This is a genomic window from Streptomyces sp. NPDC034037 (genome assembly GCF_055575715.1).
Window position 1 is genome coordinate 363377 of record NZ_JBVISC010000002.1, and the last position, 20758, is coordinate 384134.

A 20758-nucleotide genomic window follows, 5' to 3' on the forward strand; every position below is an offset into this window, starting at 1 on the left:
TCGCTGGGCTTGGCAGTGGTCTGCAGGCGTGAGAGCAATCCAGTGACGGCTTGGATCGCGGTGACTTCGAGCTGCGGGGTCGGACTGTGCGACGTGCACTGGGGGTTGGCCAAGTGGGGCCGGTTGTCGTGCAGGACAAGGGGCTCGCGGCTCTGGTCCCCGGCCGCGCGAGGCGTTCATGTTCGAGGAGGTCCGCGGGCTCCTGTGGTGGTACGTCGAGGAGATCCGCGGCCTCTGCCGCGACGACCCGGAACACCCTCTGGCGCCGCGGTTCCCCTCCGAGCGGCTGCCGGTGGAGCTCGCCGTGGCGATCACCCCGGGGACCTTCCGCCGGAACCTCGAAGCGGCCTCGCTGCTGTAACTGCCGGGCTGGGTGGACGAGTCATACCCGCATCTGCCGCGGCATGCGTGTGCCACCCACAACCGTGGGCGCGGGATGACGCTGTGGGAGCCACAGCGGCTTCTTGAGACATAGCTGGACGACTACGACGGCGCATTACCTGACGACGGCTCAGGCGGCTCCTGAGCACACGGAGCGCTGGGGGCAGTCGGCCACGCGGGCCGGGCGGCGTCTGGTCGCGGGGTCGATGTCGCCGCTGCGCTGGGCCGCTCGCACACACTCGGCCACCGCCGTCGCGACCGCGGAGAAGCAGGCTGTGACCAGGCGCTCCACCTCAGGGTCGGAGGCGCCGCGCTCCAGGGCCATCTTGGCGGTCCGGTCCGGCGAGCGCCTCCGGCGCGAACTGCCCCAGCCGGGCGGAGTACCCGGCCATCGCCTGCAGCAGCACGCCGTGTTTGCCGTCGAACGCGGCATAGAGGCTGGCGCGGCCGAGGCCGGTGGTGGCGCTTATGTCGTCGACGCTCCAGGCGCGAGGGAAGGCAATCCATGCCTTTGACTCCTCCACGCCGACCAGCGTTGCGACGCCTCGCAGGCCGGTAAGGCCCGTTCTCATGCTGGCCTCGTTCTCGATCATGCGTCCGGGCGCAGGGCACTTCCCGCGCCTCGAACAGCCCGAGACGGTCTTCGACCACCTGGGCCTTCTGAGCAGCGGCCCCTCCTCCGACCACCCAGAACTCGGAGGGTTGACCGAACCATGACTGATAAGGGCGGTGCCACGCGCTCACGGCGGATGGCGACTGGCTCACGAGTCCGTTTCTCTGCGGTTGCAGCATCGAAGGGCTGTCGCGTTCGGGTGCTTGCAACCGGTTCAGGCTCGGCCCGTCTCGAAACGGCTGACCTTGCCGCCGGTGACGGTGAAGCTCCACCGGGTGCGCCTTCTCGTCGAGACCCAGCGAGTCGATCCGCCCGCCATCGGCACAGTCGATGACGTACTCGCTCGCCAGGAAGGTGACACCCAGCATCGTCTCCATGTGCGCCGCAACGAGGTCCTGCACATCCGCCTCGACCACAGCCAGACGCGGCACGACCTCGGCCACGCCCCTACCCACTTGGCAAGGCCCCACGACCGCCCTACCACTCGTTCGCGGGACGACCCGCGTCCACGGGGGTTACTGGCCCTGCTCGTGAGCCTGACCGGCATGGCCTTCAGGTGCGGCGGTGTGATCTCCAGGCCAGGTAGGCCAAGCCCGCGAAGGCCAGCCGTCGGTAGCGTTCGTCTTTGGCGGCGGACAGGGAGGCTCCGGAGGGCCGTTCGGACAGATTGAGGGTGAAGTCCCGGTTGGCCAGGTCCTTCAGCAGCCCGCGGGTCTCGGCCGGGGACGATCCTGACGCGATGAGGAGCTCCATCACGGAGCTCGCCAGCTGCCCCTGGGAGGTGGCCTCTCGAACGAAGTGGGAGAGCAGGGGGCGCAGGTGGTCGGTGAAGACCTCGGTGACGGACAGTTCCGGTGCCAGGTATCGGACCGAGCCGTCGATGTTCGCGAACGATTTACCGAGGATGGAAACGAGTGGGCTGCTCTGAATGCCTCGTCGAGTGCTGTGTTTCAGGACGCTGGTCAGCGTGGTGCCGAAGTTGAGTTCCTCCAGTGAGGCGGTGGCGATCTTCGGGACGAGGATCGCGATGTCGGACGTGAAGCCGGCGAGGTCCGACCACGGTGTCGGTTTGCTCATGTCGATCCAGGCCCGCGCCGCCGCCTGTCCGTCGTTCTGCGAGAGGCTCAGCAGGATGAGGACGAGGGACATGCTCATCCTGCGGTCGATGCGTCCGACCATCCCCCAGTCGATGATGGAGGCCCGTTCACCGGGGTGGACCAAGATATTGCCCGGGTGCGGGTCGGCGTGGAAGAACCGTTCCTGGAAATAGCCGCGGTACATGAACCCCAAGAGGTCCCGGCCGATGGCGATCCGGTCGTCCTCCTTGAAGTCGCTGGGATCAGCGTCGCGGATGTTCCGGCCCGCCGCGAGTGTCTGCACCAGGATGCGCCGTGTCGCATGGATTACGTCCGGGACGGCGAGGGTGCTGAACGCCTGGACCGTACGCCGTGCGGTGTCCATGTTCTGGGCTTCGAGCCGGAAGTCGAGTTCGGGCCTCATGGCGTCAAAGATCACTGTCAGCATCGTCTCGACATCGACGGTGGCGTTGAAGCGGGGAGCACGGTGGGCGACGATGCGCGCCGCACGTCTGAGCATCTTCATGTCGGCGTCCATGATGGTTTGGATGCCGGGGCGTTGGACCTTGACGACCACAGCCGTGCCGTCGCGTAGCCGTGCTTCGTAGACCTGTGCCAAGGAGGCCGAGCCGAGGGGCCGCGCGGTCTCGATGGAGGAGAACCGGCATCGCCATGCGGCGCCCAACTCCTCCTTCAGGACGGGCTCCATCACAGCGAAGGGAACCGCCGAGGCTTGGTCGTGGAGTGTCTCCAGCTCGGCTATCACCGTCGGGTTCACGAAGTCGGGCCGGGTGGAGAGGATCTGTCCGACCTTGATGTACAACGGTCCGAGGGATTCGAACGCCTCCCGGATGGCGACGGCCCGGCGCTCTTGAGGGCTCGTAGCAAAACCGTCGCGGCCGCGACCGGTCATCTCTCCTGTGAGCAAGGATGTCGCCGTGCGGGCCAGCAGCCGCATTCGGGCGGCGGTCATCGTATGTGCCCGTGAGGCGCTCGCCGGGTACATCTGCGCAGAGTCGTCCTCGTCGGCCCCATGGCGGTTGTCTCCTTGCAGGAGCAGGGGGTGCTCCGGGCGGGCGCCCGGAGCACCCTAGGTGGACGTGCCTTCGTCACGCCTGACGGAGGCCGCTAGGAATGGCTGCGCCGTGCAGCGGAAGCCGTCTCCGCCTGAATGTCGGAGTCGGCGGTCGACCGCTTGGATGACTTGGACGATTGGTTGTCTGCCGTGGTGTCCCGGTTCTCGACGACCCGTGTCAGTCCCTTGCGGAAATCGTGCTCCGCGTCGGACAGGCGGTCGAGGATCCCGTCGGTCAGGTCCCGCGTACTGTCGACCACTTCGTCGACGAACTTGGTGATTCCGGTGCGTTTCGAGGTCATTGCTCTTCCTCTCATTGGGAGGCGTACCGCATCGTGCGGTACGGGTTCTGCTCGTCGGCCGTCTGTCTGCCGACGTGGTCCGTGTAATCCAGGAGCCTCCTGACGGAGGGGGTTTTGCTGAATGGACGCAGCATGCGTTTGAGATCGAGGAGGGCTTGCCGGGCCCGCGCCGACCGCAGGTGCGGGGCGATGTCCAGCAGATCGCGGTAGCTGACGCAAGCTTCTTCGACGTGCCCCGTCTGCAGCAGCAGGCGGGTCAGGGCCGCTTGGGTGAGGGCGCGGGCTCGGTGGGAGTGCATGGACCTGTGGGCGAGCGATGTTCGGAAGGCGGTGACAGCGGCGGCGCGTTCACCAAGAGCCGCGAGTGCTTTGCCGCGCTGGAAGCACCATGCCGCGGGTGTGTATGTATGGAAGTCGGCCGGGGTGGGGCCCGGCGTAACCGTGTTCGCCGCGTCGCGTCGGTACCAGGTCTCGGCCTGCTGCAGGGCGGTGCGTGCGGCGGAGCGGTGTCCGGCCAGCGCCCGGGCGACCGCCTGCTGGGAGATGACGTAGGCATGCACGCCCGCGGGGGCCTCGTCCGGCAGCAGGTTCCGGGCGTGTTCGGCGAGTGTGAGGGACTGTCGCAGGTGGCGCAGGGCGGCGGCCTGACTGCTCATGGCGCGCAGAACGGTGGCTTGGGTCGTCGGGTCACCGGCTGTTCCGGCCAGGTCGTAGGCGAGGCGGAAGTAGCGCTGGGCGAGGCCGTCGTGGGCGTCGTCGCTGTGCATTCGGGCCAGCAGGTAGAGCAGACGGGAAGCGTCTGTGATGAGGGAGGAGTGTGCTTCGAGGTCCGGCAGAGCGGCGCGGAGCCAGACGGTGACGTCACCGCTGAGGTAAGCGGCGAGCGCGGTTCTGGCGTGGGTACCGCCAATCTCCAGCGCCATGGAGAAAAAGGGGATCGCTGTGCTCAGGACCAGGGCCACCGGAGCGGCGGGGCGGACCGGCCGGATGCCGTCCCCGCAGGGCGTGCAGGCCGTGACCATCTGGTCCGGGGTGGATGCTTCGGTCGCCTGGTAGACCGACCAGTGCAGGCGGGGCCCTTGGAGGGGGTCGGAGTCAGCCTTGCACAAGTGGGTGAGGCGGGTGAGGGCATCGTGGGGCTGATCGGGGAGGACGGCCGGGGGCGCGTGCTGTGCATCGGTGGCCCAGCCCAGTTCAAGAGGAGTCAAGGGCCTGCCCAGTCGGCGGCCGAGCGCCTCGGCGGCGAGGGTACGAACCCGTGGACGCGGCACGGTGCCGCTGAGCCAGTGCGCAACGGAGGTGCGGTCGTAGCGCACCTGCAGGCCGTTCTCGGCGGCCACCGAGTTGACCGCCCGGGCGAACTGCTGGCCCGTCCAGTCGGCTTCGGCGAGCAGGACGCGTAGTCGCTGGTTGACTGGCTTCTTTCCGGTCACGGTCCCTCCACGACGACATACGTGCGGGTATGACAACGACAGCGTGTCTGAGCGTGCCGGAGGCCGACGTGTACGGATCGCGGGAAGGTAGCCCTTGCGCCGCAGGACCGAGCGTCGCAAGAGCGGATGGTTTCGCCAAGGGTGCGATCGCGTCACCGGCCGGGGCTCGTTCCGCAGATACATTGGCGGCCCTCCCTCGATCCGCGGCGCGACGTGGGCCGGTGCGCCTGGCCGGGGGTTCACGGGGCGGAGGTTCGGTATGCGGCGGCGTGGCTGAGGACGGGCAGAACGAGGCAGGACGGCCGCTCGCGATCATGGAAGACCTCCTGGCGCACCCTGTCGAGCGTTGTGGCACGGGCGAGGTGGGCCCGTGCCCTGCCGGCGCGCGCGAAACGGGGGTACGCGCCGCTGGAGATCTGCACGCGCAGCCGATGACCTCGCCGGAAGAGGCTGGCGGTGGGACTGAGCTGCAGCCGCGCCGGGGCGGCGGAGGTGGCCAAGTCACGCTGTACGTGGGTGAAGGTGTCGCACACGTTCCAGGAACGGCCGTCGGGGCCGAGGTCGCAGAGGCGGACGAAGAGATCGCTTGCGGGGTGGTCCGCGCCGACCCACAGCTGCACCGTCACCTCACCGATCACTTCGATGTCCTCGGCCAGCGGCCCGCTGGTGAAGGTGAGGACATCGGCCCGTTTTTCCAGGGACCGGTTGTCCCGGCGCCCGGCACCGGGAAGGAACAGCGCGCCGCCCACTGCGGGTGTGGGTCTGGCGGGGTCGTAGGAGTAGCTGCTGGACTGCTCACGGTGCGAGGATGGTTCGCAGGACAGCCGACCGTTCTCCCGGAGGTACCAGGGGCGCGGCGAAGTTCCGCGGGGTGGCCACTGGTCGAAGTCCTGCCAGCCTCCGCCTCCGAGCACGTACAGGCGCACCGGCAGGCGGGCGGGGGGCGGTTCGTGCCGGCAGTGGGCGCCGGCCCAGGTGAGGGTTTCGCGTATGCCCGCGGCCAGCGCGCCGGCCCCGAGGTGGGTCCAGGGGCCCACGGTCAGCCGCGGGCGCCGCCCGGCCGCCGACAGCCTCGCATAGTCGCGGAGTTGGTCACCGACGAAGAGGTCGTACCAGCCCGCCACCAAACTGACCGGCGCCGTCGTCGCGCCGACCCGGTCGCTGAAGTCCCACCCCTCCCAGAATGGATCGCTGCCGTCGTGCTGGACGAGAAGCTGGTACAAGGGCAGGGTGCGGCCCCTCAAGCGTCGGTCGGCCTGTTCGACGGGCAGCGCTCCCAGGTCCTTGTGCAGGCGGTCGGCAGCGAAGCGCAGCATGCCCCAGGCGGCTCCGTGGCGCTGCAGGCGGTCGATGAGCAGGCACCAGCGCAGAGCAGCGTCGAAGGCGAACATGCCGTCGCCGCGCAGCGAGAAGGGCAGCCGGGAGGAGGTCATCTGCGGCACCAGTGCCCGCACCTCGGGAGGTAACGCTTCCGCCACGGTCCACTGCACGTAGCCGAGATAGCTCGGCCCGGTCAGCGCGAGGCAGCCGTCGAACCAGTCCTGGCGCGTGATCCACTCCACGACGGCGAGCAGGTCCTCCCGGTCGCTGGCCGGTGAACCGAAATGCGGCTCCCCCGCCTTGAGAGTGCTGGCGAGGCTGGTGAGCAGGACTTGGAAGCCCCGTTCGGCATAGGGGCGGGCCAGCAGCGACGCGAGGAGTGGTCCGCGCCCATAGGGGGTGCCCACCAGCAGGGTCGGCAGGGGCCGCCGGGACGCGCGGGGCGCCCAATGATCGGCCTCCAAGGTGCGGCCACGGGTGACAGGAATGGACACCCCCCGGGTAAGGCTGACAGCGCGCGTGTGGGGGGCGGGCAGGGACAGGGCCTGTTGCAGCAAGTGGCTGGACACGGGCCCGGTGATACGCCGTAGCACGGCTGCCCGCTCAGCCACGGCAGGCGACTTTCTCCAGGCCGTGGCGCAGGCAGTCGCCCAGCCGTTCCACGTCGCCGACGACCGCCGGATCGATATTGATGGTGACATGACAGGCATCGCGATAGGAGACTGTGGTCGCGGTGAACGCCGCCCCCAGGCTCGGAGCGATCCCGTACACCTGCTCGGCCGAGACGCCGGCGATCCGCAGGGTGCTGCGAGAGCCGGGAATGTTGCTGATGATGAAGTCGTGGGAGGCGGTGAAACGGCGGAAGGAAACTTGGAGGAGACGGGCGGGCAGGAACGGGGCCATCCGGGCGACGCCGCCCATCCAGTCCAGTGCGTCCCGGCGGTACACGCGCCGCACGGCGGAGCGGGCCGCGCGGACCCGAGCCGCGAGGTCCGGAGCAGGGGCGGGGACGTCGAAGCGCACGATGAACCAGTGGTTGCCCACGGGGCTGGGGTTGTGGCGGGTGAGCGGAGCTCTGCCGTAGGGCGAAAACACCCGCACACGGGAGCGTCTCAGATCGCTGTGTGTGTAATACCGATGGATTCCTTCGGCCAATCCGGCGACGAGAGCATCCTGAACCGTGCCGTCGCCGGCCCGGGCGGCGGCGCGTACCCCTTCCATCGGCAGATCCAGGGTGAGGTAGCGGCGCGCCACGCCGTCACCGGTGCCGACCGGCCAGGGGGGCAGGTCCCGCATGTCCTGGGCGACCAGCAGGGCGAAGCGGACCGCGTCCCGCGCGCGGCGCATCCGGGAGGCGGCGCGGGTCTTTGGGGCAGTGGACCCGGTGGTGGCCGACTCCCCCGGGGGCCCGTCCAGGGGGCCCGTCTGCTCTGGGGGCACGGCCTGGTCGGCGGACTGCCGGAGAAAGAGGTCGCGCAGGCGCAGCCCGTCGGCTATCGCGTGGGAGATCTTGAGAACGTAGGCGGACCTGCCGCCTTCCAGCGCGTCGATGAGGTAGCACTCCCACAGAGGGCGGCCGGGAATGAACGGCGTCTGGGCGAGCCCCTCGACCAGTTGGAGGAGTTCGGCATGGGTGCCCTTGCCGGATGTGCTCAACCGTCGGATGTGTCGGGCGGGGTCGAACGACGGGTCGGGTTCCCAGCGGAGTGTTCCGAGCGGACCGCCGCGCTGAACCACGCGGGCGGCCATCCGTGGCAACCGACGAGCGGCTTCCTTGTGCCATTCGAGGAGGCTGTGCTGGTCGGGCTCTCCGTCGAGCACGAAGAGCAGCACGATGACGGGACGGACGTCGGTGTCCATCTCCAGCCTCCACGCCAACCGGTCCTTGGCACTCATCCGGTCCGTGGTGGCAGGTGCGGTGCGGCTCCGAGCGGTCATCGGTCAACTCCTGTCGGGGGAAAGGGCGGAGGCCGTCGCGCAGCAAGTGCGCGATACGGATATGCGATGCGTCAGGCGGCCGGAGCGGGTCCGGTGGGGATGTTGGCGAGACCGCCGTGTGGGACCGACAGGCCGCCGTCGATGACGAGAGCGTGCCCGGTGATGAAGGAAGCCGCCGACGAGGAGAGGAATACGGCCGGCCCGGCCACTTCCTCCGGCTCCGCCCAGCGAGCCATGGGAACGTGCTGCAGCAGCAGGCCCGACAACATCTCGTTGCCGTGCACGCTGGCCGTCATATCGGTGCGCACCCACCCGGGGCAGAGCACATTGACGCGGATGTTCTGCGCGGCCCACCCGGTTGCCAGTGAACGCGCCAGGGACACCTGGGCGGATTTCGTCACCCCGTAGGCCTCCATGGTCGGCACACCGATGAGGCCCGCCACGGATGACACCAGGAGGACGCTGGGCCGTTCCGACTCCAGCAGATGGGGGTGGGCGGCACGGCACAGGGCGACGGTGGCGCTGAGGTTCACCGCCAGGACGGGTTCCCACTCCTCGACGGTGGACAGGGCGAGCGGTTTGAAGACCGGATTGCCCTGCGGGTCCAATGGCAGGACGCCCGCGCTGTGGACCAGTACGTCGAGGCCGCCCAGGAACTCAACCGCCTCGTCCACCAGTCGCGGTGCCACGGCGGGGTCGGCCAGGTCGCCTGCTATCTGGTGGGTTTTGAGGCTATCCGGCATCTTTTCCCGGATCTGTTCTGCGGTACGCCGACTGGCTTCCCGGCTGCGTGCTGCGAGCACCACCTGAGCCCCAGCAGCAGCGAAAGCTTCGGCGATGGCCGCACCGATGCCCCGCGAGGCTCCCGTCACCAGGGCACGGGCCCCGTCCAGTCGATAGGAATAGGACGAATTCATGTGATCCCCTCCGGCCTTTGCGCCGCCTGATACTTCTGCGCTTACAGGGACTTCACCTTGGGCGGCGACGGTCTCGTATCCTCTTCCCCCTGGCACTTGTGCGACATGCCGGGCCGCCTGTTGAACGTGTTGAAATACCGGCATGAGAGATCGAAGAGAACAAGGTTCAACATATTCACGGATCGTCCGGGCCGCAGTTGCCTCGCGAGGTCGTTTCAGGACACACGATGCTTGTGCCGCCCCCGGAATAACTCGCCCCCCGGTCGGCCGATCCGGATATGCGCGGCGCCGGACAGCGGCTAGCGGCGCGTCAGCGCGGGGCCTACCCGGATGGTCCAGCAGAGGTTCTTCGGGAGGATTCCAGATGCGGCAACACCCAGTTTCCTGGGAAGACGGGAGAACGAGATGGGAAAGGTGCAGCCCGCTGCAGTAAGGAAGAAGGCGTCCGCCAAGAAAGCGTCCCGGCAGGAATTGCGGGCCGAAGTGGTACACGCGTTTCCCGGTCAGGGAGACTTCTCCGTCAGCACGCTTGTGCGCGCGATGCACGAGAACCCCGTGGTGCGCGACGCCATACGGGACGTATTCAAGCTGGCCGATCCAGCAGGGGCCGAGGAGGGCGTTCCACCAGTCGGCGCGTCTCTCCTGGGGCCGAGGCCACCCAGCGGCCGCGAGCTGGCGGCGGCACCCACAGGGACCTCTCAACTGGTGCTGTACGCAGTCTCCGTAGCTCTCCATCGAGCACTGTGTGCTGTGCACGGCCCCCCAGACCGATTGGTGGCGGTCAGCTTCGGAGAGATCCCGGCGTTGGTGGCGGCCGGCGCCCTGGATGTGACCGCCGGCGCCCGCCTCGCCTGTCGGCTCGCCCAATACATGGCCGGCTCACGCGGGGCGATGCTTCTCGTCGGCGCCGGTGAACGGGTCACGGCCGGACTGCTCGCCACCAGCTCTCAGGGGGAGCTCGCGCTGGCGTGTGTCAACGACCCCGGCGAGACCGTGGTGAGCGGTCCGGTCGCAGCGGTTGCCGAACTGGAACAACTGGCGGCCGCTCGGCGCATCCCGGTAAGCCGCCTGCGGCTGAATGTACTGGCCCATCATCCGGCGCTCTCGGACGCGGCTGACGCCTTTCGTGACTTCGTCGGACGGTTCCCGGTGCGGGCCCCCGATGTGCCCGTGCACTCGGCGGTCAACGGTCTCTACACCGCCCCGGACCAATTGGCGCGCGGGCTGGCGAACTGCCTGGTGTTGCCCGCGCGCTTGCCGGTCGCCCTCGGCACCGCGGTCACCTCCCCGGCGGTCGTGCTGGAGATCGGCACCGGCCAGGCCCTGACCCGTAACGTCCGGCGCACCCTCCCCGATGACCTCGTGACCGCCTTCAATCCGCTGCGCGAAGCCGGATTCCTTTGGCGGCGGTCCCCCCAAGCGCACACGCCGCCCGTCCCCCTCCAACCGTCAGAGCCCGCGGCCCGTGCCGAGCTGGGTGACGCCCGATGATCCCCCTCACCGCCTACCAGGAGGCGTTCACCCACATCACGGGTGAGGATGCGTGCACGGAACAACAGCGCCTGGCCATTGCCGGGGCATTGGCCACCCCCCTGGCTCCTCGGGCGCGCCCGGGCGAGGAGCTCCGGTGCCGCCTCGGCCTGCTGGCGGGCACCCTGCCGTCCGCCGCGCAACTCCTTCGTGATCTACCGCAGATGTCGCTGCTCAGCTCGTACACCGCAGTCGCGGATCCTTCGCTGTACATGGCTGTGCTCTCGCACTACATCCTCTGTCTCGGCTCTGTGCTGACGCTGGCCGGAAGCCCTTCGGAACTCGCGGGGCCTGTCGAAGAGCTCCAGACGGGCCGGCGCAAGGGGGTCTTCATGGTGACCGAAGTCGGTCAGGCCGGCAGTCACCTCGGCGTGCGGACCACCGCCGACTTCGATCTCGCCACCCGTCGCTTCGTCCTGCGCACCCCGGACTCTGACGCGGCCAAATTCTCCGCAGTCGGCGCCCGTCACACCCCCCAGACAGCCGTGGTCTGCGCCCGGGTCAGGGTCGCGGGCGCGGACTGCGGGGTGTTCTCCTTCCTCGTCGACCTTTCCGAGGAGACCGGGCCCGTCCCCGGCGTCCGCATCTCCAGCCGGGTGGACGTCTCCTCGCTACCGCTGGACTACGCGCTGGTCCACTTCGACCGACTGGCCGTACCGTACGAGCGGTGGCTGCGCGACACCGCGTGGATCGACCCGTCGGGGGCCTTTCATGACCCCCTGAACAGCCAGGACAGCAGGCTCCAACGCACCCTGTCCGTCGGCCGGTCCCTATGGTCGTCGCTGCCTTCGGCGATGGCCGCGACAGCCCGGGCAGCGGCCGTCGCCGCCACGCGGGCCTGCTCCACCCGGCTCTCCAACGGCCGGCTCGCCCCTGGCCGGCCGCTGCTGACATACCGCACGCAGCAGCAGGCCGTCCTGGGCGCCCTGAGCGAAGCCTTCGCCCTGACCGCAGGTGCCCGCGCAGCCCGTGGCCTGAGCACGGAACCCGCCGACGCGACGCGCCCCTCTCCCGACATACCGGGCATGACCTTCTCCCCGTGGGCCGCGGTGGACCCGTCCCTCGCGCTCTACAAGGCCCTTACCGTGCGCGGGGCGCGCCGGGTGGCCGCCGTGTGCATGCACCGCCTCGGCCTGCCCGGCCTGATGGACGTGAATGCCTTCCACCCGTATCTAGGACTTGCCCAGGCCTTCGAGAGCGCCGGGGGTGACAACCAGCTGATTTTCCTCGACACGGGGCAGCGTTTGATCGCCGAGCCGGAACTGCCGCTCGGCGAGGCCATGCGGCCCCAGCGCGCCCAGTTCGACGATCCCTGGTGGTGGCAGCCCATCGTCGAGGCCCTGCAGCGCCTGCTGTGCGAGGAACTCCGGCAGGACATGAACCGGCGCGCGAACGCGGGCCTCTGCGGCCTCGATCTCTGGAACCCGCTGCTGCACCGCACTCGGCTGCTCGGCGAGGTCCACGCACAGAACCTGCTCGCCCGGGACGTCGCCGAGACGCTCGACTGCGTGGCGGATCCATGTCTACGCACGGTGCTCTGCGATCTCGCCGCCCTGCACGCCGTCCAGCAGGCGCAACAGCTGGCCGACACCCTGATGGAGACACGCCTCCTCAGCATCGCCGCCGTACGCCGGCTGCCATCGATCGCGGACGACTTGTGCGACCGGCTACTGCCCCATCTGCACCAGCTCACGCAGGCCATGGGCCCCCCACCGGGGCTGGCATCACCCCCGCTGAGCCACGACAACTTCGCCGACTCGCTGGCGAGCCGGCTCACCTGGTACCACGGAGGACCAGCATGACGCGCCACACACCGCCCCCCACCATCGGCGTCCTGGGACTCGGCACCTATCTGCCGCGCGCCCGACGCAGCAACGCAGAGGTCGCCGACACCCTCGGCATAACCCAGGAGTGGATCACCGAGCGGACCGGAGTGCGAGCCCGGCACATCGCCGGCTCCCAGGAGGCCGCCTCGGATCTCGCAAGCACCGCGGTGTGCCGGGCGGCGGCCGCGGCCGGCATCGCCCCCGAGGAGATCGGCGTTCTCATCTCCGCCACCTCCACACCCGACGAGCTCGGACCGGCAACAGCCTGCCGAGTCCAAGCACGCGTCAACGCCCGCAACGCTGTCGCCTTCGATGTCAGCGCCGCCTGTTCGGGCTGGCTGTTCGGCACCCGGGTTGCCCACAACTGGCTGCGCGGCGACCCCACCGCCCGCTACGCCGCAGTGGTCGGCGTCGAGACGTACTCGAAATTCCTCAATCCGAGCGACCGGGGCACGGCAGTGCTCTTCGGTGACGGCGCCGCAGCGGCGGTGCTGGGGCCGGTGACGGACGGCGGCTTCACCAGCTTCCAGCTCGGCTCAGACGGGACGGGAGCGCACCACGTGCTCATTCCCGCAGGCGGCAGCCGGCGCCCCGCGACCGACCGGACCGTACGGGAGGGCGCCCACAACGTCCACATGGACGGCCGGGCCGTCCGCGACTTCATCACCGACGTCTTCCCTCGCCTCGTCGAGGACGCCCTGAAGAACAGCCGGCTCGAACTGACCGATCTCGACCTGATAGTCACCCACCAGCCGAACCCCGTACTGCTGCGTGATCTGGGGGAGCGCATCGGAATCCCGTCCGACCGCCTCGTCATCGTCGGTGACGAAGTGGGCAACATCGGCGCCGCCAGCGCGCCCTACGCCCTGGCGGCCGCCGCCGCCCGAGGCCTGCTTCGCCCAGGTGACCGCGTCCTCATCGCCGTCTTCGGCGCCGGCCTGACGTGGGGTTACGCCCTGCTGACGTGGACTGGCGCGGCATCAGTAACTGACTTGCAGACTGACTTGCAAACTGAATCCGTGCCCTCAGCGGGGCCGCCGATCAGCTGCTGATCATGTGTTGTCAGTACTGAGAATGTCCTGCACTCCGGTGTTGACCAGCGCGACGATGCTCTCGGACGGCCCGGGATCGAGGCCAGCCCGTGGTGGGGTTGATCGGGCCTTTGGCCGCTTGCCGAGGCACTCGCCCACCTTCTCCTTGGGACCGGGGGCAAGGATCTGGCGGTTGCGGACCACCGCGCGGCTGTGCGGACCACGGGCAATTCCGCTGCCGCATGCCACCGATGAGGCGCGCCGCCCGCATCGCTGCTCCGCGTACGCAAGAGCGGTGAACCGGAGTACAGCGCCATCCGGCCGGAACATGAACCGCGCAAGAGAATGAAAACGGCCCAGGCCCCGGGCGGCGGGCCCAGGGTGAACGCGTGCACGCCGGGCAAGGTGGTGTCCGTTCCTCGGCTCGCGTTGCGACGTCAGGAGGCGGTCAGGGCCTCTACGGCGGCTGTCATCGCGGCGCGGTGAGCCACGATGCGCTCAGGCGACCAGGCGTCTTGGGGAGCCAGGGATCTCAGGGCGGGTGAGGCGGCGGCCCAGGCGGTGATCAGGCCAAGGACCAGGGCGAGGATGTCCGCTGGGGCGACGCCGCTGGTGACGATGCCCTGCTGCTGAGCGTCGGCGAGGGCCTCGATCTTGGGGCGGTAGGCGTCGATTTCGGCCGCGGTGGGCTCGGGGCGCTCCAGTTGCGCCCAGCCGGTCAGACGGAGAACCTGGGGATGCTGGAGCAGGTAGTCGAAGAGTGCGCCCGCGTAGCCGGGCAGGTCGTCCGCGGTGAAGGGGACGGCTTCGGCGAGGTCGGCCAGGCTCCGCGCGACCACCAGGTCGAAGAACTCGCCCTTGTTGCCGAAGTGGACGTAGATCAGGCGCTTGTTGACCTGCGCGCTCTCGGCGATGCGGTCCACGCGGGCACCGGCCAGCCCGTAGTCGGCAAACTCGTGGTATGCGGCCTCGAGCAGGCGTCTCTTAGTGGCGGTGGCGTCCGGTGGCATGGCAGAAGTGTAGGAGCACCAGAGGTAACTATCTAGTTATTGAACTATTCGGCGGTCCGGACTTCGGTGTATCTACCTAGATGGTTACTTCTGGGCTCAGGCGGAACCGGTCTCTGCCCCGCGGCAGAGCGCGCGGACCCGCAGCACACATCGCGCAAGGAGCAGGCCATGAAGGCAGTAGTGATGACTGGGGCCAACAAGCCGTGGGAGGTCCATGAAATCCCGACCCCGACGGCGGAACCCGGACAGGTACTGGTGAAGGTGCACGCTTCAGGCATGTGCTACACGGACGTATGGTCCACCCAGGCTACGGAGGAGACCTCTACCCCCAGACGCCCGGCCACGAGGTGGTCGGCGAGGTCGTCGAGGTGGGCGCCGGCGTGCACAGTCGGCAGGCCGGTGACCGGGTCGGTACGACGTGGGTGCAGTCCGCCTGCGGCCGCTGCGCCTACTGCCGTGAGAATCGGCCGCTGACCGGGCAGACGGCGATGAACTGCGCCGCGCCGCGCACCACGGGATTCTCGGCGCAGGGCGGACACGCGGAGTACATCGCGATCGCCGCCGAGGGCACCGTGCTGCTGCCCGACGGACTGTCCTACCAGGACGCCGCGCCCATGATGTGCGCCGGATACACCACCTGGAGCGGTCTGCGGGACGCGTCCCCCCAGCCGCACGAGAAGGTCGCCGTGGTGGGTATCGGTGGCCTGGGGCACGTGGCACTGCAGCTGTCCAAGGCGTCCGGCTTCGAGACCGTCGCGATCACCCACTCCCCCGACAAGCACGACCTGGCGCTCCAGCTGGGCGCCGACCACGTCGTGGCGAGCGGCGAGGAACTCACCGAGCTCGGCGGCGCGGATGTCCTGCTGGTGACGACCAATGCCTTCGACGTGGCGGAGAAGGCCATGGCGGGGCTGCGGGTGAGCGGTCGTGTGGTCCTCAGCGGCCTGGACTTCAGCAAGCCGTTCTCCATCTCCTCCGAGGGCGTGCCGTTCCACATGATGCGCCAGCGGGTCATCGGGTCCACCCATGGCGGCCAGCACTACCTCAGCGAGGTCCTGGACCTCGCCGCGAAGGGCAAGGTCAAGCCGATCCTGGAGACCTTCTCCCTGGATCAGGCCACTGAAGCCTACGACCGGCTCGCCTCGGGGAAGATGCGCTTCCGCGGAGTGTTCACGCCCGCAGCCAACGGCTGACGAACAGTCCCGGAGGCCGGACGGCAGCGGGCCGCCGCCGTCCGGCCTCTCGTTTTCCCCTCCGTGAAGCTAGGCAGGCTGTCATGCGTGAGTTGCACAACCTGTATGTGGACGGACGCTGGAGCGCACCGGTGGAGCGCAGTGTCCTTGAGTTGAGTGATCCCGCCACCGGCCGGCCGAGCGGCCGCGTCGCCCTGGGTGGTGTCGCCGACGTCGAGCGGGCGGTCGCCGCGGCCCGGCGCGCCTTCCGCGCGTTCGGAGCCACCACGACCGCCGAGCGTGTGGCTCTCTTGGCAGCCGTCGGCGCCGAGTACGCCCGCCGGGCCGAGGACATGGCACAGGCCGTCACCGCCGAGCTGGGCTCCCCGCTGGCCCTCTCCCGCTCCCTGCACGTCCCCTCCGGCCAGTCCCAGTTCCACCATGCAGCGCAGGCTCTGCGCGACCTGGACATGGTGGAGCGACGCGGACGCACGTGGATCCGGCGAGAGCCGATCGGCGTGTGCGCGATGATCACGCCGTGGAACTATCCCGCCCTCCAGCCCGCCGGAAAGGTGGCCTCCGCCCTCGCCGCCGGGTGCACCATCGTCCTCAAGCCGGCCCAGCTGACCCCGTATTCGGCCGTACTGCTGGCGGAGATCCTGGAGGCGGCCGGGGTCCCCGCGGGGGTGTTCAACCTCGTCCTGGCCCGCGGCTCGGTCATTGGGGACACGCTGAACGCGCACCCGCAGATCGACATGATCTCCTTCACCGGCTCCGGACCGGTCGCGGTCGGCGTGGTGGCCGCAGCGGCCCCCACGGCCAAAAGAGTCGTCACGGAACTCGGCGGCAAATCGCCGCAGATCGTGCTGCCCGACGCAGACCTGGACACCGCCGTGCACACGGCGGTCCTGTACGCGCTCGGCAACAGCGGACAGACCTGCGGCGCAGCATCACGCACCCTGGTGCCACGTGCGCGCCTGGACGAATTCCTGACCGCCCTGACCACGGCGGTCGCGGGACTGAAAGTCGGCGACCCCCGTGCGGAGGACACCTTCATGGGGCCCGTCATCTCGGCCGACCAGTGGGACACCGTCCAGGACTACATCCACCAGGGCATCGACGAAGGCGCCCGGCTCATCGCCGGAGGCCCCGGCAAGCCCGAGCTGCCCGACGCGCTGACAGGCGGGCATTTCGTCAAGCCCACGGTCTTCGCCGACGTCACCAACGACATGACCATCGCCCGCGAAGAAATCTTCGGCCCCGTCATGTCCGTCATCGCCTACGACAGCGTCGAGGACGCCGTCAGTATCGCCAACGACTCCCCCTACGGCCTGTGCGGCTATGTCACCGGAACCGACGTGCGCCAAGCCCGCACGGTCGCGGAGAAGATGCGCACCGGCTACGTCCTGATCAACGACGCCGACTTCGACTTCAATACCTCTTGGGGCGGCTACAAGCAGTCCGGCAACGGCCGCGAATGGGCCGACTTCGGCATCGACGCATACCTGGAGACCAAGTCCATCGTCGGAGTGGATACCTGACATGCCTCCGTTCCGCCCCGGACCCGCCTACGCCCGGTCCGTCGCCGCGCGGCGACGGACCGTCAGCGTCTCCGCATCGGGCATCATGCGGCGCATGAGTGACTCCCACGCAACCAGCGCCGCCGGCGACAGCGGACTGTCGCACCGCCTGGTACCGATGAGCGGCCGTGACCCGGAGGAACACGGCCGGGTCGCCTCACCACTGGAGCTGCTGTTCGACCTGACCTTCGTGGTCGCCGTCGGCACCGCGGCGTCCCAGTTCGCCGAGATGCTCGCCGAAGGCCACGCCACCCAGGCGGTCATCGCGTTCGTACTGGCGATGTTCGCGATCAGCGTCGCCTGGATCAGCTTCAGCTGGTTCGCCTCCGCCTTCGCCACCGACGACTGGCTCTACCGGGCCCTGACGATGCTCCAGATGATCGGCGTCGTCGTCTTCTCCCTCGGCCTCCCCGCGCTGTTCCACTCCCTCGAAGAGGGCGATCACCTCGAACTGCGGGCCATGGTCATCGGCTACGTCGTGATGCGGATCGCCATGGTCGCGCAATGGTGGCGCGCGGCCCGGGAGTCTCCCCCCTTCCGCAAGGTCGGGACGGCCAACATCCGCTGGACCATGATCGCCCAGACCGGGTGGATCGCCGTCGCTTTCACCGAGCCGCCGCTCGCCGCCGTGCTGGCCGCGTTCGTCGTGCTCGGAGTGCTGGAACTCGCGCTGCCGCTCCTCACCCAGGGCCGCGCGGGAGGGACCCCCTGGCACCCCCACCATGTTGCCGAACGCTACGGCCTGTTCGCCATCATCACCCTCGGCGAAGGCGTCGTCGGCACCATCGCCTCGTCCGGCGAACTCCTGGGCGGCGCGGACGGAACGCGGTGGAGCGCGAACGCCGTCGCCGTTGTCGTCGCCGGAGTCGGCCTGACCTTTGGCATGTGGTGGGTGTACTTCACCACGCCCTTCGGCGACATCCTCGCCCACCGCCGCAACCGTGGATACCTCTTCGGCTACGGACACATCCCCCTCTACATCGGCATCGCCGGAGCGGGGGCGGGGCTCCACGTGGCGGGGCTGCACCTGGAACACCACGCGAAGATCGGCGGCGCCGCCGTCGTCCTGTCCCTTGCGCTCCCCGTCGGCCTTTACCTGCTGATGGTCTATCTCCTGCACACCCTGCTGCTCTCCTCCGCGGACCGCTTCCACCTGCTGCTCATCGGCCTCACGCTCGCCGTGCTCGCCGTGGCGGTCCTGCTCTCCGCGGCCGGTGTCGCCACCGCGGTGTGCCTGCTCATCGTCATGCTCGCCCCCTTCGTCACCGTGATCGGCTACGAAACAATCGGACACCGCCACCAACAGCACATGCTGAACAGCGTCGCCTCACAGGACCACTGACTCACCGTCGGAACACCGGGCTCCAACTGCTTCACAGTCAGCATCCGGTTCGTACCCCCACACCCCTGCACCGACGCGGTCGGCCGACAGGGCCGGAACAACCAATTCACCAACGCGTGAGCGGTTCTTCTCCTTCGCCCGGTCGGTGCTGAAGCCTCCTGCATGGTGGTCACGCCGGCTCAACGAGCCCCCCGCCGATCGGCACGGGGGCCTCGACCGCACGTCACCCCGCCGGGTGGCCCAGCTGAGCCAGAGCACGACAGGTGTCACCATCAGCGGCACCGGGCCTGCGGCACCAGAATGGCGCGGAGCACGGTCAGAGCATTCTCACGGCGCATCCAAGTCGCCCGACCCGTGCTTGCCCTCAACACGGTTGACCCCGTCCCCGAGCCCGAGCAGAACCTCGCCGGCCGCGCTCGCCAGCTCCTCCATCGACGCGTCCTGGACGTGGTCCGCCGTTCGCGCAACCGCCCGCCGACGGCCCCCGCACGCGACCTGACTGCCGCCGCTCATGGACGCAACGGCCGCGAGGCCGAGCAGGTCGTTGCCGAGGCGTCGGTAGCGGACCAGGTGTTCGAACTCAGCCCGGTGGTCCATCAGCCATGTCAGATGGAAGAGGCCCTGGTTGATGGCGCCGGCGTCGACACCGCCCTTGCACTCCACGATGACCGGGGATCCGTTCTCGTCCAGCCCCAGCGAGTCGATCCGCCCCGTGTGCACCGGCCCGGTGCTGTACTCGCCCTCCAGGAACCGGACGCCCAACAGCGTCTCCATAGGCGTCTCAACGAGACGCCGCAGCCTTATTGCTCGCGATCGACTTGATCATGATCCATCCACCAATGCCGCGAGAGGGACATTCCGGGCTGGGTCATCCGGTGGAGTTCGCGGCGCCGCGCCGACTCGGGCTCCCGGGCGTTCAGGTGCGGTCGAGTTCGGCCGTGATGATCTGGGAGAGCACGCGGCTTCCCTCGTCGCTGAGGTGGACCTGGTCCACGAACAGCCAGTCGTCAGCGGTCCGGCCGGCGGCCAACGCGGGGTTGGCGTCCAGATACGGGACGTCGAGGGCCGCGCATTCGGCTGCCAGCCGCTCGCTGTAGGCCGGGTAGACCGATGGGACCAGGACCTCGTTGAACAGGTCCCACATCTGCCGCCGCTCCTGGTTGTTCTCCTCGATCAGTGCCTTCTCCTCCGGGCTCGGGGGCTTGCCGGTCCAGGCGAGGGCGGGCTGGAGCACGAAGTGCACGCGGGCGCCGGTGGGCGCGGCCAGCTCGCACAGCCGGGCCAGATCCCGGGCGGTGGTGCGGGCGGCGAGTTCGACGCGTGCGGCCGCCTCCAGGGTCGGCGGGGCGTCCGGCGCACCGCCTGTCCTCGCAATGCGGCGAAAGAGGCGTCGCGCCGCGGCGCGACGGCCCAGCGCCCAGTCCGGCTGCTTCTGTTCGGGAACTCCCATCTGGCGCAGGAACGTCCCGGACCAGAAGAACTGCCCGTAGTCCGCCGTCGCCGCGGGCAGCCCCGCCACGACAAGGCTGTTGAGGCCGGAGAGGACGACGATGTCGCGTACGGCGGTGAGCTGGTGCCGGTGCAGCAGGAACAGTACGACTTCCTGGGTGGAGTTGAATCCCGGGGCGGCGAGGGTGAGCCATGTCGGGCCGTCCGGGTCCCGGCCGAGGACGGAGGCGATGGTGTGCTCGTCACTGCTGACTCCGAGGCCGAACGTGAGCGATCCGCCGATCAGCACACTGACTGCGCCGGTGGGAGGCGCGTCCTGGAGTGAGCGTGGCCCTTCGGGGCCGTGGGAGACGCGGAACCCCGCGGAGTCGGTGTTGATGACGGGCGAGGTGCAGCCGGTCCGGTTGAAATAGACGACATACGGCAACCACCGGATGTCGGCCATGGCGAACTCCATGTAGTGCTTCATATAGGGGATCAGGCGCTCCTGCTGTTCCATGGTGCCTCCTGCGTCCTTGCCGGTTGGTCGGACTGCTGGCGTGTGGTCACGGGGCGGCGTGGCGGCGGGACCGCAGGATGAGCGGGAAGGGACAGGTGGTCTCGGGCCCGGCTTCCCAGCACTGCGCCATGCCGTGCGTGTGCCGTCGGCAGGGGTCATCGACCCCCAGCGGATGCCGCCCCTGCCCCTTGACCGGAGGCGCCCGCGTCGAAGTGGATCCAGTAACTGGGCGCGCCCGGGTCCGGGCGACGTCGCAGCGGGTCC

The 20758-nt window shown here is 69.1% G+C and carries 16 protein-coding genes and 2 pseudogenes; 7 read left to right on the forward strand and 11 right to left on the reverse strand.

Going from position 1 to position 20758, the window contains the following annotated elements; translation table 11 throughout:
• The first annotated feature begins 178 nt into the window (after positions 1 to 178).
• Complete coding sequence (locus tag ACZ516_RS07375) at positions 179 to 361, forward strand: hypothetical protein (protein WP_468748839.1); 183 nt, start codon at positions 179 to 181, stop codon at positions 359 to 361.
• A 313-nt stretch (positions 362 to 674) separates the two neighbouring features.
• Here the strand turns inward: ACZ516_RS07375 and ACZ516_RS07380 are convergent, their stop codons facing one another.
• The 8 genes and pseudogenes from ACZ516_RS07380 to ACZ516_RS07415 form a co-directional block, all read right to left on the reverse strand.
• Positions 675 to 974 (reverse strand): hypothetical protein, encoded by a 300-nt coding sequence (locus tag ACZ516_RS07380; RefSeq protein ID WP_468749079.1) that lies wholly within the window; start codon positions 972 to 974, stop codon positions 675 to 677.
• Between the two features lie 289 nt (positions 975 to 1263).
• Positions 1264 to 1437: pseudogene (locus ACZ516_RS07385) on the reverse strand (transporter); the annotation flags it as partial.
• Positions 1438 to 1546: 109 nt separating this feature from the next.
• Positions 1547 to 3028, reverse strand: coding sequence for an ABC1 kinase family protein (locus ACZ516_RS07390; protein ID WP_468748840.1), 1482 nt, complete (start codon positions 3026 to 3028; stop codon positions 1547 to 1549).
• Between the two features lie 170 nt (positions 3029 to 3198).
• Positions 3199 to 3447 (reverse strand): hypothetical protein, encoded by a 249-nt coding sequence (locus ACZ516_RS07395; RefSeq protein ID WP_361080500.1) that lies wholly within the window; start codon positions 3445 to 3447, stop codon positions 3199 to 3201.
• Between the two features lie 11 nt (positions 3448 to 3458).
• Positions 3459 to 4880 carry a hypothetical protein gene (locus ACZ516_RS07400; protein ID WP_468748841.1) on the reverse strand — a complete coding sequence of 474 codons (1422 nt, stop codon included), beginning with the start codon at positions 4878 to 4880 and terminating at the stop codon, positions 3459 to 3461.
• A gap of 239 nt (positions 4881 to 5119) precedes the next feature.
• Positions 5120 to 6694 (reverse strand): CocE/NonD family hydrolase, encoded by a 1575-nt coding sequence (locus ACZ516_RS07405; RefSeq protein WP_469009011.1) that lies wholly within the window; start codon positions 6692 to 6694, stop codon positions 5120 to 5122.
• 109 nt (positions 6695 to 6803) lie between these two features.
• Positions 6804 to 8060 (reverse strand): wax ester/triacylglycerol synthase domain-containing protein, encoded by a 1257-nt coding sequence (locus tag ACZ516_RS07410; protein ID WP_469009012.1) that lies wholly within the window; start codon positions 8058 to 8060, stop codon positions 6804 to 6806.
• Positions 8061 to 8209: 149 nt separating this feature from the next.
• The gene (locus tag ACZ516_RS07415) at positions 8210 to 9055 is read right to left on the reverse strand and encodes an SDR family NAD(P)-dependent oxidoreductase (RefSeq protein WP_468748844.1); all 846 of its coding nucleotides are present in this window, start codon (positions 9053 to 9055) and stop codon (positions 8210 to 8212) included.
• A gap of 405 nt (positions 9056 to 9460) precedes the next feature.
• On the opposite strand from ACZ516_RS07415, the gene ACZ516_RS07420 reads away from it, so the two are divergent.
• From ACZ516_RS07420 to ACZ516_RS07430, 3 genes are read left to right on the forward strand one after another with little or no spacing between them, the layout of a single operon-like run.
• Positions 9461 to 10546: an acyltransferase domain-containing protein gene (locus ACZ516_RS07420; RefSeq protein ID WP_468748845.1), complete on the forward strand. Its 1086-nt coding sequence runs from the start codon at positions 9461 to 9463 to the stop codon at positions 10544 to 10546.
• On the forward strand, positions 10543 to 12387 hold the full coding sequence (locus tag ACZ516_RS07425) for an acyl-CoA dehydrogenase (protein WP_468748846.1): 1845 nt from the start codon (positions 10543 to 10545) through the stop codon (positions 12385 to 12387). The genes ACZ516_RS07420 and ACZ516_RS07425 overlap by 4 nt, the downstream gene beginning before the upstream one ends.
• The gene (locus ACZ516_RS07430; protein ID WP_469009013.1) at positions 12384 to 13463 is read left to right on the forward strand and encodes a 3-oxoacyl-ACP synthase III family protein; all 1080 of its coding nucleotides are present in this window, start codon (positions 12384 to 12386) and stop codon (positions 13461 to 13463) included. Before ACZ516_RS07425 ends, ACZ516_RS07430 begins: the two co-directional genes overlap by 4 nt.
• A gap of 416 nt (positions 13464 to 13879) precedes the next feature.
• On the opposite strand, the gene ACZ516_RS07435 is transcribed toward ACZ516_RS07430, so the two are convergent.
• Positions 13880 to 14452, reverse strand: coding sequence for a TetR/AcrR family transcriptional regulator (locus ACZ516_RS07435; protein ID WP_469009015.1), 573 nt, complete (start codon positions 14450 to 14452; stop codon positions 13880 to 13882).
• Positions 14453 to 14745: 293 nt separating this feature from the next.
• On the opposite strand from ACZ516_RS07435, the gene ACZ516_RS07440 reads away from it, so the two are divergent.
• The 3 genes from ACZ516_RS07440 to ACZ516_RS07450 all read left to right on the forward strand — a co-directional run bounded on the left by ACZ516_RS07440 (position 14746) and on the right by ACZ516_RS07450 (position 18546).
• Positions 14746 to 15645 (forward strand): zinc-binding dehydrogenase, encoded by a 900-nt coding sequence (locus tag ACZ516_RS07440; RefSeq protein ID WP_469009017.1) that lies wholly within the window; start codon positions 14746 to 14748, stop codon positions 15643 to 15645.
• Between the two features lie 83 nt (positions 15646 to 15728).
• A complete protein-coding gene (locus ACZ516_RS07445) occupies positions 15729 to 17165 on the forward strand; it encodes an aldehyde dehydrogenase family protein (RefSeq protein WP_469009018.1) in 1437 nt (478 codons plus the stop codon).
• Positions 17166 to 17259: 94 nt separating this feature from the next.
• Entirely contained in the window at positions 17260 to 18546 is a 1287-nt protein-coding gene (locus ACZ516_RS07450; RefSeq protein WP_469009020.1) for a low temperature requirement protein A, read from the forward strand.
• A gap of 357 nt (positions 18547 to 18903) precedes the next feature.
• Here the strand turns inward: ACZ516_RS07450 and ACZ516_RS07455 are convergent.
• Both ACZ516_RS07455 and ACZ516_RS07460 read right to left on the reverse strand, forming a co-directional pair.
• Positions 18904 to 19350 (reverse strand): annotated as a pseudogene (locus ACZ516_RS07455) (DUF5655 domain-containing protein); the annotation flags it as partial.
• A 112-nt stretch (positions 19351 to 19462) separates the two neighbouring features.
• The gene (locus tag ACZ516_RS07460) at positions 19463 to 20494 is read right to left on the reverse strand and encodes an IopA (protein ID WP_468748850.1); all 1032 of its coding nucleotides are present in this window, start codon (positions 20492 to 20494) and stop codon (positions 19463 to 19465) included.
• Positions 20495 to 20758 lie beyond the last annotated feature (264 nt).